General features: G+C 50.3%; 14 protein-coding genes. 7 read left to right on the top strand and 7 right to left on the bottom strand.

What is annotated here, in order from left to right:
* The coding region (locus KO503_RS08860) for a flagellar basal body P-ring protein FlgI (protein ID WP_215991182.1) at nucleotides 1-894 on the top strand (894 nt) is incomplete at its 5' end.
* A 114-nt stretch (nucleotides 895-1,008) separates the two neighbouring features.
* Here KO503_RS08860 and KO503_RS08855 read toward each other — a convergent pair.
* From KO503_RS08855 to KO503_RS08845, 3 genes are all read right to left on the bottom strand, one after another.
* On the bottom strand, nucleotides 1,009-2,493 hold the full coding sequence (locus KO503_RS08855; RefSeq protein ID WP_215991181.1) for a heme biosynthesis protein HemY: 1,485 nt from the start codon (nucleotides 2,491-2,493) through the stop codon (nucleotides 1,009-1,011).
* Nucleotides 2,494-2,505: 12 nt separating this feature from the next.
* Nucleotides 2,506-3,771, bottom strand: a complete 1,266-nt coding sequence (locus tag KO503_RS08850) for a COG4223 family protein (protein ID WP_215991180.1) — start codon at nucleotides 3,769-3,771, stop codon at nucleotides 2,506-2,508.
* 80 nt (nucleotides 3,772-3,851) lie between these two features.
* Nucleotides 3,852-4,508 (bottom strand): uroporphyrinogen-III synthase, encoded by a 657-nt coding sequence (locus tag KO503_RS08845; RefSeq protein WP_215991179.1) that lies wholly within the window; start codon nucleotides 4,506-4,508, stop codon nucleotides 3,852-3,854.
* 136 nt (nucleotides 4,509-4,644) lie between these two features.
* Between KO503_RS08845 and KO503_RS08840 the strand changes: the two genes are divergently transcribed.
* The 4 genes from KO503_RS08840 (at nucleotide 4,645) to KO503_RS08825 (ending at nucleotide 6,776) form a co-directional block, all read left to right on the top strand.
* Nucleotides 4,645-5,613: an NAD(P)H-dependent glycerol-3-phosphate dehydrogenase gene (locus KO503_RS08840; protein WP_215991178.1), complete on the top strand. Its 969-nt coding sequence runs from the start codon at nucleotides 4,645-4,647 to the stop codon at nucleotides 5,611-5,613.
* A gap of 3 nt (nucleotides 5,614-5,616) precedes the next feature.
* Nucleotides 5,617-5,889, top strand: coding sequence for a YciI family protein (locus KO503_RS08835; RefSeq protein WP_215991177.1), 273 nt, complete (start codon nucleotides 5,617-5,619; stop codon nucleotides 5,887-5,889).
* Entirely contained in the window at nucleotides 5,889-6,308 is a 420-nt protein-coding gene (locus tag KO503_RS08830; RefSeq protein WP_215991198.1) for an EVE domain-containing protein, read from the top strand. The genes KO503_RS08835 and KO503_RS08830 overlap by 1 nt, the downstream gene beginning before the upstream one ends.
* A gap of 75 nt (nucleotides 6,309-6,383) precedes the next feature.
* Nucleotides 6,384-6,776, top strand: a complete 393-nt coding sequence (locus KO503_RS08825; protein WP_215991176.1) for a DUF1761 domain-containing protein — start codon at nucleotides 6,384-6,386, stop codon at nucleotides 6,774-6,776.
* Nucleotides 6,777-7,026: 250 nt separating this feature from the next.
* Here KO503_RS08825 and KO503_RS08820 read toward each other — a convergent pair whose 3' ends face one another.
* The gene (locus KO503_RS08820) at nucleotides 7,027-7,368 is read right to left on the bottom strand and encodes a DUF2853 family protein (protein WP_215943274.1); all 342 of its coding nucleotides are present in this window, start codon (nucleotides 7,366-7,368) and stop codon (nucleotides 7,027-7,029) included.
* 176 nt (nucleotides 7,369-7,544) lie between these two features.
* Entirely contained in the window at nucleotides 7,545-8,933 is a 1,389-nt protein-coding gene (gene ahcY / locus KO503_RS08815; protein ID WP_215991175.1) for an adenosylhomocysteinase, read from the bottom strand.
* 134 nt (nucleotides 8,934-9,067) lie between these two features.
* On the opposite strand from ahcY, the gene KO503_RS08810 reads away from it, so the two are divergent.
* Nucleotides 9,068-9,658 carry an HD domain-containing protein gene (locus KO503_RS08810; RefSeq protein ID WP_215991174.1) on the top strand — a complete coding sequence of 197 codons (591 nt, stop codon included), beginning with the start codon at nucleotides 9,068-9,070 and terminating at the stop codon, nucleotides 9,656-9,658.
* On the top strand, nucleotides 9,655-10,137 hold the full coding sequence (locus tag KO503_RS08805; protein WP_215991173.1) for a GNAT family N-acetyltransferase: 483 nt from the start codon (nucleotides 9,655-9,657) through the stop codon (nucleotides 10,135-10,137). Before KO503_RS08810 ends, KO503_RS08805 begins: the two co-directional genes overlap by 4 nt.
* A 120-nt stretch (nucleotides 10,138-10,257) precedes the next feature.
* Here the strand turns inward: KO503_RS08805 and KO503_RS08800 are convergent, their stop codons facing one another.
* Both KO503_RS08800 and KO503_RS08795 read right to left on the bottom strand, forming a co-directional pair.
* On the bottom strand, nucleotides 10,258-10,809 hold the full coding sequence (locus KO503_RS08800; protein WP_215991172.1) for an ActR/PrrA/RegA family redox response regulator transcription factor: 552 nt from the start codon (nucleotides 10,807-10,809) through the stop codon (nucleotides 10,258-10,260).
* A 97-nt stretch (nucleotides 10,810-10,906) separates the two neighbouring features.
* Nucleotides 10,907-11,524: an SCO family protein gene (locus KO503_RS08795; protein ID WP_215991171.1), complete on the bottom strand. Its 618-nt coding sequence runs from the start codon at nucleotides 11,522-11,524 to the stop codon at nucleotides 10,907-10,909.
* Between the last annotated feature and the right edge of the window lie 157 nt (nucleotides 11,525-11,681).

Raw genomic sequence — 11,681 nt, 5'->3', positions numbered from 1 at the left:
ACGGGTGCTGACGTCAGACAAGGTGAGCAGTTTCGTCCCAAAAATGTTGCAGCGGTTTTTGTGACAGCGACGTTGCCTCCTTTTGCCAGAACGGGATCTCAAATTGATGTGACAATTTCCGCCATTGGCGATGCAAAAAGCCTGCTGGGCGGTACGTTAATTATGACACCAATGAATGCTCCAGATGGGCAAATTTACGCGGTTGCACAAGGAACGATTATTGCTGGCGGCGCTTCTGCAGAGGGCGATGGAGCAACGGTGACGCAAGGCGTGCCCACCTCTGGCGTCATCCCATCAGGTGCTAGAATTGAACGCGAAATTGAATTCGACTTCACGAAATTAACGTCGATCCGCCTCGCGTTGCGAAACCCCGACTTCACAACCGCTGGTCGTATTGAGGTGGCCATCAATAACAACTTTGGACGCGTGGTGTCACGAATGCTAGATTCAGGAACTGTTATTCTGGACATAAAGGCCACAAAGTCGCTATCGCCCGCGCACGCACTTGGTCGTGTCGAGAACATTTCTGTCGAGCCAGAACGAAAAGCGCGGGTTATCGTTGATCAAAGATCAGGAACGATTGTGATGGGAGAGGACGTCCGTATTTCAAGAGTCGCTGTCAGTCAGGGCAATTTAACGCTGCGCATTGAGGAAGAACCACTTGTTGTGCAACCAAATCCATTTTCAGAAGGCAGTACTGTGATTGTTCCCAGAACACGCGCGGCTATTGAAGAAGAACCGGGCATAGGACTTGCTGAAATTCCGGGGGGAACGTCTTTGTCAGAAGTCATCGCGGGGCTGAATGCCTTGGGCGTATCTCCGCGAGACATGATCGACATCTTGAAAAGTATTAAGGCAGCCGGTGCCTTACATGCAGAATTCGTCGTTCGATAGAATGCCACATAAACATAAAACTTGGCTGCGATTTTTTCTCGTCTGATAAGAACCAAATACTTACGCAAGTGAACTCGGGCGACAAAACTGCATCGCCCGAGTTTTTGAACTTAGTTATTTAGAAGACTCTTCAATATTGTCAGCATCGACGACGCCTGACTCTTCAACGGTTTCCACGTCTATAAACTCAACCGTTGCATCATCTTCGACTGGAATCTCCTGATCTGCTCCCACAATCATAGGAAGCATTTCAGTTCCAGCGGGCATAGAGACCTCCGACTGTGCCGGCGTGCGCCAACTTAATGTATCGAATGCGGAACAACTGACACAAATGGGTTCCCATGATGTATGAACTGTTTGGCATTTATCACACACCCACTGCGGGCCACGCGGAGCCGTCAAGGCGCGAGTAAGCCATCCACGCACAACGACATCTTCAGCGCCCTCACCGCGTTCAATCGCAGCCATCAATATCATAGATCTTGCGGTTGGATTGTTTTCCACCAAGTCACCTAAAGTGCGACGTGCTGCTGGAAAGTCCTCTGCAGCGATTTGCAACTCAGCCATAAGCATTTTTGTTTCGGGATGACCAGGCTTTGCCCGAACAAGACCAGCAAAACGCTTAATCCGTGCATCAGGTGTTTCATTCGGTGCTATACGTGCGAAAGCAGCCGCCAAATCTGGATGGGGTTGTGTATCCCACGCCTTTTTCAAAATACGGGTGGCCTGACGGATTTTGCCTTGGCGCGTATATTCATCGGCGGCCATGACCGCTGCTGGAATCAAATCGGGCGACTTTTTATTAGCCTCAATCGCGGCCTCTTGCGCCTCTACCGTGGCACCTGTTTCAAAAACACCTTTGGCTTCTGACAGCGCCAAAACTGCGTCACGTCGTTTGTGTACATCACGGGGAATTGCACCGTGTTTAAACTTGGCAGACAATGTGTTGCGCGCCGCCGACCAATCTTTTTTACTGGCTTGTAACTGTAGCAATGTATCTTGCATTTCAACGTGCTTTGGCTTGAGCGCAAAAGCTTTCTCTGCAAGCTTAAGCGCCGTGTCGGTATCACCTTCTTCAAGCTTATGCTTAAGCATACCATGTACACCAACAAACCTGGTGCGATCATCAGCAACAAGACGTCGGTAAACTTCTTGAGCTTTGCGTTTATCGCCCGTCATTTCGGCGGCTTGCGCAGTCAAAAGGTTGGTCAGCTCAGGCTTGCGCAGGTATTTTTCTGCTTTCGATGCTTTGGCCATAGCTACACGGCCTTCGCCTGACGCTAAAGCCATCATACCCTCAGCCATCGCATCAAAGCCTTTGCGTTCGCGATTGCGATCAAAGTAACGCGACAATGCAGTTTCATCGCCCAACAAGAACTTCACGACAGCAACACAGAGCCCAGCAAGTTTCAAAAGCAACCAAGCGACGACCAGTAACACCACGATGGCGATGACCACCTTGATAGGCGACAAGCTAATTTTGAAACCCATGAACGCAATGTCCATACTGCCTTCGCTATCGATCAAGAACATCCCGCCGAATGCGAGCGCCGCCACGAGGACAACAAAGAAAACTATTTTAACCAAAGACCAGAGCATGTGAGCGCCTTTCTATTGAGCAAGCATTGCGGAGAGCGCGTTAGTGACATCGAGACGGGTTTGTGCCATCGCAACCCAATCTGCCATCACCGCTTGCCCCACATCAGGAAGTGTCGAAATTTCAGTCAAAGCCGCTTGCAGATCATTGTCACGAACGGCCTGTTCTGCGCGCGAGAGCACTGCATCAGGACTTGTTCCATCTTTAGGCGTCAAAGATCTAAGCCCCAGTTGCGTGCGCAAAAAACGGTCCATCCAGCCTTGGCTTTCACCATCCGTTTTTGCGGTCTCAACGATAGCAATATCAGCCGCTTCGCCGAACGATATCGCAATGTCCTGCAAGGTCGCGACTCCCTGTACGGCAGGCACACTCAATGCGGCGGGCACATCAATTTGCAAGTCTCTGAGAACAGCATCATACGGCTGCCCCGTTGTTATAGCTTCTTGCAAACGAGAGATGGCAGAGGCTTTGGCTGCATTGGCTTCTTCGTTTTCAGCGGCCGCTTTCGCATCCTGCAAACGCGCAACTTCGCTATTTAATAGCGTCTGCATTTCGGTCAACTGGCGCTCATAAGCCGCTGTAGCTTCGGGTGAAACGATAGCTTCGGCGACAGGGGCGGCCTCAACTGCAGTTAAACGTTGATCAACCGCTGCAAGCGCAGCTTCGACAGGTGCTAATGCATCATTTAAATTTATGTCAGCAATCTTCGCATCTACCGACGTCGTCACAGCCGACATTTCGCCACGCACCGTGTCAATTAACTCAGCCATTTGCACGGCCTGAGTTTGAGAGTCAGCGAGCTGCGTTTCAAGTGCAGACACGCGGGCTTGTAAAACATCTGTACTGGCGCCGGGGAAGGGCCAACCATCTGGCTTAATAAAATTGGCGCCTGCATAGCCAAGACCAACGCAGACAACACCGCCCAAAAGCATGGGGACAAATCCACGTTTTTGTACAATGGCCTGTGGCTCAATCAAATTTGGCGTATCAGTAGAACCTTCGGCCTCTGCGACGACTTCTTTTTCATCTACAGACTCTTCTGCGAGAGTGTCCTTGGACTCATCCTCTGGTGCGGGGATTTTAGCCTCAGCTTCAGACGTTTCGCTTACATCCGCAAGCTCAGGTTCCGGTACGGGGGAGGGGCTGTTCTCTATATCAGGGGTTTTGGGATCGCCATCACCTGTTTCCGTTTGCACTGCGTCAACAGCATCAGTGACGACCGTTTCAGGAGCGCCCTCGGATTTTGCTGTGTCTTTGGGAGATTTCTTTGACCGTGCCACGATATAACCTTTCGAATCCGAACAAATAATGTGTCGCTACAAAACGAACCTAGTCGGACTGAAAGGGACCCTCAAGCCATTCAAGCCAACTGCGACGCAATAGCAGCCACCATTGCCTCGAAATTTGGCGATTTTGCATATACAATTTGATGCGGCACTGGCCCCGACCAACCATTTGCTGCAGCCTTAGATATCGCGACCAAAGTAATTTGGCCCGCAAAACCACTTAAATTTTGCGACACGATGCGAGCAGAACGGGCAGAATAAACGGGAACCAAAAGCTCTGTCGCAGCCAATAGGCTTTGCTGAACATCATGTGAAAATTCACACGGGTCTTGACGATAGACAATCATTGATTTTGTCTCAATTCCAGCCAAACTCAACTCGAATTCCATATCCGCTTGCACATGTGCGCCGCGCAAATACAACACTTTCGACGCACCAGAGGCTTGAACCAATTCGATCAGATCCTTGGCATTTCCTGCCGCCGAAACCGCTCTAAGTCCCAATGAGCGCGCCATCTGCGCGGTTCTATCCCCAACACATAAAACAGGTATCGTTGAAGTCATTTTTGCGGCAGCGGGTACCGCGTGTTTCGAGGTCAAAATAATTGCGTCAAATACATCAGTTTTTAGCTCATATGCGACAGGAACAATCGCAAGTGCAGGCGCCAAGATAATTTTGGTTGAGGGGTTCATCAACAAAAGGGCACGTTTGAGCGCTTTTGCGTCCTCCATCGGTCTTGAAATGAGTGTGATCCTAGGCAAAATGATCCCCAGCATTGTGTGAATGATGCCCCAGTGTTACCCCCCCATATGAGATGAAACAACGCTTGGTCGATTTTAATCGACTAAAGTTTGAAAGGCGCGAATTATGACTGGCATTACCGTCCTTGGTGCAGGTGCATTTGGAACGGCTCTGGCGATTTCCTTGAGTTCCGTGCGTAAAGATATCGTTCTATGGGGGCGTTCAGCCGATCAGATGGTGCAGATGTCAGCCGTTCGTACCAATGAAAGACGCTTACCGGAACGTAAACTGCCTGATGCATTGGGCCTCACATCCGATTTAAGTGAGGCTTGCCGCTCGGATATCATCTTGATGTCGATGCCTATGCAAAAGTTGTCACAATTCGCGCAAGAGAACGCGGCACTTTTGGCGGGAAAAACGCTGGTATCATGCTGTAAGGGCATTGATCTTGCAACGGGACTTGGGCCTGTTGAAGTTCTAAGTCAACTCATTCCGACTGCCAAGGTAGCCATCCTATCTGGTCCGTCTTTCGCGACGGATATTGCGGATGGATTACCAACCGCCTTGACAATCGCAAGCTCAGACGAAGCGATGGTCTCAGCTTTGCAAGCTGCGTTAACCACGAAAACAATTCGGCTTTATTCCAGCTTAGATCCAGTCGGAGTAGAGTTTGGCGGGGCACTGAAAAACGTGATGGCAATCGCCTGTGGCATTGCAATAGGCGCAGGCCTTGGGGAAAGCGCGCGCGCAGCATTGATGACGCGTGGTAATATTGAGATGCAGCGCCTTGCAACCGAACTTGGGGCTTCACCACAGACTCTATCCGGGCTTTCCGGGTTCGGTGATTTGGTTTTGACGTGCACGTCTGCGAAATCACGTAATTTTTCTCACGGCTTAAAGCTAGGGCGCGGGGAAGACATCGATCCGACGATCACCGTCGAAGGTGTCGCCACAGCGCGTGCTGTAGCAGTGCTTGCGAACAGTCATGGGGTCGATATGCCCATCACAAATGTTGTCCGTGACATTCTAGATTCTTCAATCATAATAACTGACGCGGTGGAGCTGTTGCTCTCTCGTCCACTCAAAAGGGAATAAATGATGAAATTCGCTATTATCTGTGCCGACAAAGCTGGCGCACTTCAAACCCGTCTCGACACACGCACCGAGCACCTCGCCTATATTGAAGCGACGGGAGTTGTAGAACAAGCCGGACCGTTTTTGAATGATGCTGGCGACATGTGTGGTTCATTGGTTATTATCGAAGTGGCAGATATGGCTGCGGCGCAAGCTTGGGCAGACAACGACCCCTATGCCAAAGCCGGACTGTTTGAAAGCGTCACGGTTCAAGCATGGAAGCGCGTGATCGGCTGATGGCCTATTGGCTGTTCAAATCCGAAGCTGACGTTTGGTCGTGGGATCAACAAGTTGCCAAGGGTGACATTGGCGAAGAATGGAATGGTGTGCGCAACTATCAAGCGCGCAACAACATGCGCCAAATGCAACTGGGCGATCTTGGTTTTTTCTATCATTCGCGTGCCGAAAAAGAAATTGTCGGCATTGTTGAAGTCTGTGCTCTTGCGCATCAAGATAGCACGACTGAGGACGCTCGCTGGGACTGTGTCGACATTAAAGCGGTGCGCCCCTTTGGGGGCCCCGTGACTTTGGCAATGTGCAAAGAAGATCCACGTTTGGCGGAAATGGTTCTTGTAAACAACTCACGACTGTCTGTACAGCCTGTGACTGCTGACGAATGGGCTATTATCTGCAATCTTGGCGCTACGCAGCCCTAAGACCTTATCAGGAATCGTCTAGCTAAAGCGTCTAAGGCTATGCTTACTTAAGCTATATTGGTTTTGGAGGACCTTATGGGATTAATTTCGGTTTTGGTTGCAGCACTTGCAGGCTTTGTCATGGGGGCAGTTTGGTACATGACGCTCGCAAAACAATGGGTTGCCGCATCGGGCGTCAAAGTGGACGAAAACGGTCGGCCCGAAGGCGGCTCCCCCATGCCATTTATTATTTCTGGGATTTGCATGTTGCTGGTCGCGGGAATGATGCGTCACATGTTTGCTATGGCAGGTATTGATGGTGCAGCTAAAGGGCTGATATCTGGGCTTGGTATTGGAATGTTTTTCATTGCCCCATGGATTGCAATGAACGTCGCCTATGCAATGCGCCCGCGCGCACTGGCCATCATAGATGGCGGATACGCTATTATCGGCTGTGGCGTTATTGGGCTTATTCTCGGTATTTTTTAAAAATGGAGGGTCCCGACCCCTCGGAACCCTCTTCACCCCACGCGCTCCTAAGCACCACACGCGTCTGATATATTAGGTCCGAGCCATACTAGCCTTGGTTTAAAGCTATGTGGTTTAGCGATTCCATGCAAATTAGAAGTCGGAACGTTTTAGTTTAACTGGCGATAGAAAATAGCAATTAGGCGTTAACTATAACCGCATGAAACATCAGAAAAAGCCGCCTCAACACATGATTGAGACGGCTAAATTTTTATTTGTAGACAGCTTCTTTGCCGAAGTGCTTTACCAACAAGTAGTAAAACACGGCACGGAATTTGTTGCGCTCGGACTTGCCGTAAGTTTCGATCGCCGCATGGATTGCGTCCATCAATTCAGGGCTGTCGGCCAATCCCAATTTTTTAATCAAGAAGTTGTTTTTGACTGTTTCAAGTTCTGACTCTTGACTGCCAGCAACAGTGGACGCGTCCGCGTTGTAAATCGCTGGACCGCAACCGATAGTCACTTTCGTCAACAGGTCCATATCAGGCGTCATGCCACATTTTGTTTTAAGATCGTCGGCATATTTTGCGATAAGATCGTCGCGTTTTCCCATTGGAATTCTCCCACCAATTACTAGCCGTTCGGCTACGTTCAAAAGCCTCAACTTGGGCTTGACGTTAGATTAGGTTCAGGTGGCTAGAAAACAAAGGGAAAGTTTTATGAGAAGTCCCCATAGGCGGAAAAGGCCACCCATGACGGCGGCCTTTTTGATCATGACATTCAGTGCGCTTAATAACGGTAATGTTCTGGCTTGAAAGGACCTTCCACAGTCACACCGATGTAGTCAGCTTGCTCTTTAGTCAGTTCAGACAACTGCACACCGATGCGCGCAAGGTGCAAGCGCGCCACTTTTTCATCCAGATGTTTCGGTAAAATGTAGACATCATTTTTGTACGCTTCGCCGTTTGTCCAAAGCTCCATCTGCGCCAAAACTTGATTGGTGAAAGACGCGGACATAACAAACGATGGGTGACCTGTGGCATTACCAAGGTTCAGTAAACGCCCCTCAGACAGCAAGATGATACGCGAACCAGACGGCATTTCGATCATATCCACTTGGTCTTTGATGTTGGTCCATTTGTGGTTTTTCAACGCGGCCACTTGGATTTCGTTATCGAAGTGACCGATGTTGCCAACGATCGCCATGTCCTTCATCGCGCGCATGTGTTCGATGCGAATGATGTCTTTGTTGCCTGTGGTGGTGATGAACACGTCAGCCGTAGCCACGACATCTTCGAGGCGCACCACTTCAAAACCGTCCATCGCCGCTTGCAGCGCACAGATCGGGTCGATTTCGGTGACTTTCACACGGGCACCAGCACCGCTGAGCGATGCGGCAGAACCTTTGCCCACATCGCCGTAGCCACAAACGACAGCGACCTTACCGGCCATCATTGTATCTGTGGCGCGACGAATGCCGTCGACGAGGCTTTCTTTGCAGCCATATTTGTTGTCGAACTTGGACTTGGTTACGGAGTCGTTCACGTTGATCGCGGGGAATGGCAATTGCCCTTGTTTTACAAGCTCATACAGACGGTGAACGCCTGTAGTTGTTTCCTCGGACACGCCAACGATTTGGTCACGCATTTTGGTGAACCAACCAGGAGTTTCGGCCATACGCTTTTTGATTTGGGCGAATACTGCGATTTCTTCTTCAGACGTCGGCACTTCGATCAAATCGGTTTCGCCGTTTTCAACGCGCGCACCCAGCAAGATATATAGTGTTGCGTCGCCACCATCGTCCAAGATCAGGTTCGGGCCATCAGCGAACTGGAAAGACTTATCTAGGTAATCCCAATGTTCTTCCAAAGATTGACCTTTGATCGCAAACACAGGCACACCGCTTGCGGCGATGGCTGCTGCTGCGTGATCTTGGGTTGAGAAAATATTGCAAGACGCCCAGCGTACATCAGCGCCAAGTGCCACAAGAGTCTCAATCAAAACAGCGGTTTGAATGGTCATATGCAACGAACCAACAATACGCGAGCCCTTGAGTGGCTTGGAGTCGCCAAACTCGTCACGCAGCGCCATCAGGCCTGGCATCTCGGTTTCAGCAATATTCAATTCCTTGCGACCGAATTCGGCCAGCGCGATGTCTTTGACGATGTAGTCGGCCATATGGGCGGCTCCTTAAAAATAACTTTGAGGTTGGTTACCACCTCGTATACGCGCTTACAACGTAATGGGATTGATTTGAGGTTAAACCCATAGCGAATTATACGGAACGTGAACGAACTGGCTGGAGTTAAAACATGGCACAAGCACGGGCATGGCAACGCATGCTTTCAGGGCGCAGGCTTGATCTGTTGGACCCGACTCCGATGGATATCGAGATCGAAGACATCGCCCATGGGCTTGCGTTTGTTGCGCGCTGGAATGGTCAAACCCGTGGAGATTGGGCCTATTCAGTCGCGGAACACTCTGTTTTAGTTGAACAAATTTTCAGGCAACTTTATCCGAATGAACCGATAAAGTGGCAATTGGCAGCTCTTTTGCATGACGCGCCAGAGTATGTCATCGGCGATATGATTTCACCCGTGAAAGCCGCAATTGGGCCCGATTACGGGGAGCTGGATGATCGTTTGACGGCGGCCATTCACATTCGGTTTGGCCTGCCTGCGAAAATTCCTGTGGCAATTAAGCGCAAGATCAAAAAGGCGGACAAGGTATCAGCTTGGTTAGAAGCCACTCAAATTGCGGGATTTTCGATCATTGAAAGCAACAAATTGTTCGGCAAGCAAGACGAGACAGTGGTGCGTGGCCTGCGTATCCACCTGCGCCCGCCTGTCCATGCACGCAACGCTTTTACCGCAAGGCACGCCGAATTGATGGCGCAGTTATGAGGTATCACATACGCAAAGCGGGCCCTTTGGATGCCCGTGCGCTTGCTGAATTGTTAAATGAAATCATTGCCGTAGGCGGTACAACAGCTTACGTTCATGACAAAACCGCTGACGATCTGGCGGCCCGTATGCATATGACAGGGGCCGTTTGGCTATTGGCCGAAGATGACACAGGTCGCGTGATGGGTTTCCAGTGGATTGAACCAAGCCCCAAGGCCGCTGATGTAGCAGATATTGCCAGCTTTGTGCGTATTGGCGGCACGGGTTTAGGTGTGGGATCAAAGCTGTTTACTGCGATGTGCAAGGCCGCAAAAGACATCGGCTATCGCGCGATTGATGCGATCATCCGTGCCGATAATTCTGGGGGATTGGCCTATTACCAAAGCCGCGGATTTGAGACCTTCAAAGTGATCAAAGACACTGAATTGGATGACGGCACACGCGTTGATAAAATTTGGAAGCGATACGACCTGCGGTGATCAATTGGCGGTGTTTTAAAGAGAATAAGGCGGGAGTTTGCAACATTTACAAACTTTCCCGCCCCCTCATTTTACATGTTTTAAAGGCCCAAAATCGGCATACACGTCCTATTTGGTGACCTATTTCGGTGACCGCTTGGCCAAGATGCGCTGCAAGGTCCGACGGTGCATGTTCAATCGCCGCGCCGTCTCGGACACGTTGCGATCACAAAGTTCATACACGCGCTGAATATGTTCCCAGCGCACCCGATCCGCAGACATCGGATTTTCAGGCGGCGGCGGCAGATCGTCACCGATAGCCAAAAGCGCATTGGTGATGTCATTGGCATCCGCAGGTTTCGATAAATAATCCGTAGCGCCGATTTTGACCGCAGCGACTGCGGTGGCAATCGCGCCGTAGCCTGTTAGCACAACGATGCGACTGTCGGGACGTTTGGCGCGCAGCACTTCGACCACGTCCAAACCATTCCCGTCCTCAAGGCGCAGATCAACAACCGCATAAGCCGGTGGGCGTGCGGTTGAAATAGCTTTACCTGCCGCAACAGATCCCGCCATTTCAACCTCAAAGCCGCGTTTTTCCATGGCGCGCGTCAAACGGCGCAGAAACGGTTCATCATCATCGACAAGCAACAGTGATTTATCGTCACCGATGTTCAATTTTTCTGTTGTCATCAAATGATCCTCCAACCATTCGCGCCACAAGCGCCCTACTTAAACAGTAGGCGGACTTTGGCCGTTGTCAAATTTTACGCGACTTTTTATCCAAGTCTTACCCTACAGCGTCGATGAAGCACCCAACGGTTTCGGCCATTTTTTCGGGGGAATCGTCACGTTTGAAAAAGTCCACAAAACCGGTCTCTGGCATCACGAAATAGGTCTGGGTGGAGTGATCCATCAGGTAGTATTCTGGATCGCCATCAACCTGTTTTTGGTAATAGGTTTTATAGGCTCTTGAGGCCACTTTGACTTGCTCAGGCGTCCCCGTCAGGCCGATCATATTGTCATGAAATAGGCTGGTGAATTCTTTCATCACCTCGGGTGTGTCACGCTCTGGGTCGATGGTGATAAAGGCTGTTTGCACGTCATAACCTTTCTCATCCAAAATACGCTGCGCATCGGCGTTGCGCATATTGTCGAGCGGGCAAACATCAGGGCAGAAGGTGTAACCGAAATACAGGATTGTAGGTTTGGTAAACACATCGGCGTCCGTCATGGTCACGCCATCTTCACTGACCAACTCAAAAGGCCCACCAATCGATCCGCCAGCCACAGCTGCTTGCGAACAGCTTGCGAGGTCGTTTGAATTTGAACCAAGGGTTAAATATAATGTCCCCCCTAACAGGGCGGCAATTGCGATGGCAGATGTAATGGCGACAGTGCGTGTCATGGGCTTCTCCAGTATAAAAGCAAGGCGACTTAAACCAGAGTTTGCGGCAAGTCGAAACGCGGCAAGATGTATCAACGGTTTTATCATGGCGATAGCCCATTGGTGTTCACAAGATTGGGTGTTCTTATGTTCATATGCGATTTAAACGCTACAATCT

The sequence above is a fragment of the Pacificibacter marinus genome (assembly GCF_018860505.1).
GTDB lineage: Bacteria > Pseudomonadota > Alphaproteobacteria > Rhodobacterales > Rhodobacteraceae > Celeribacter > Celeribacter marinus_B.
This window is presented reverse-complemented; position numbering and strand designations above follow the sequence as displayed.

Excerpts from the sequence above, each read along its gene's own strand:
- KO503_RS08855 (WP_215991181.1), bottom strand. The coding sequence starts at position 2,493 with ATGCTCTGGTCTTTGGTTAAAATAGTTTTCTTTGTTGTCCTCGTGGCG.
- KO503_RS08810 (WP_215991174.1), top strand. The coding sequence starts at position 9,068 with ATGGCACAAGCACGGGCATGGCAACGCATGCTTTCAGGGCGCAGGCTT.
- KO503_RS08840 (WP_215991178.1), top strand. The coding sequence starts at position 4,645 with ATGACTGGCATTACCGTCCTTGGTGCAGGTGCATTTGGAACGGCTCTG.
- KO503_RS08825 (WP_215991176.1), top strand. The coding sequence starts at position 6,384 with ATGGGATTAATTTCGGTTTTGGTTGCAGCACTTGCAGGCTTTGTCATG.
- KO503_RS08795 (WP_215991171.1), bottom strand. The coding sequence starts at position 11,524 with ATGACACGCACTGTCGCCATTACATCTGCCATCGCAATTGCCGCCCTG.
- KO503_RS08845 (WP_215991179.1), bottom strand. The coding sequence starts at position 4,508 with ATGGAGGACGCAAAAGCGCTCAAACGTGCCCTTTTGTTGATGAACCCC.
- KO503_RS08820 (WP_215943274.1), bottom strand. The coding sequence starts at position 7,368 with ATGGGAAAACGCGACGATCTTATCGCAAAATATGCCGACGATCTTAAA.
- KO503_RS08835 (WP_215991177.1), top strand. The coding sequence starts at position 5,617 with ATGAAATTCGCTATTATCTGTGCCGACAAAGCTGGCGCACTTCAAACC.
- ahcY (WP_215991175.1), bottom strand. The coding sequence starts at position 8,933 with ATGGCCGACTACATCGTCAAAGACATCGCGCTGGCCGAATTCGGTCGC.
- KO503_RS08800 (WP_215991172.1), bottom strand. The coding sequence starts at position 10,809 with ATGACAACAGAAAAATTGAACATCGGTGACGATAAATCACTGTTGCTT.
- KO503_RS08830 (WP_215991198.1), top strand. The coding sequence starts at position 5,889 with ATGGCCTATTGGCTGTTCAAATCCGAAGCTGACGTTTGGTCGTGGGAT.
- KO503_RS08805 (WP_215991173.1), top strand. The coding sequence starts at position 9,655 with ATGAGGTATCACATACGCAAAGCGGGCCCTTTGGATGCCCGTGCGCTT.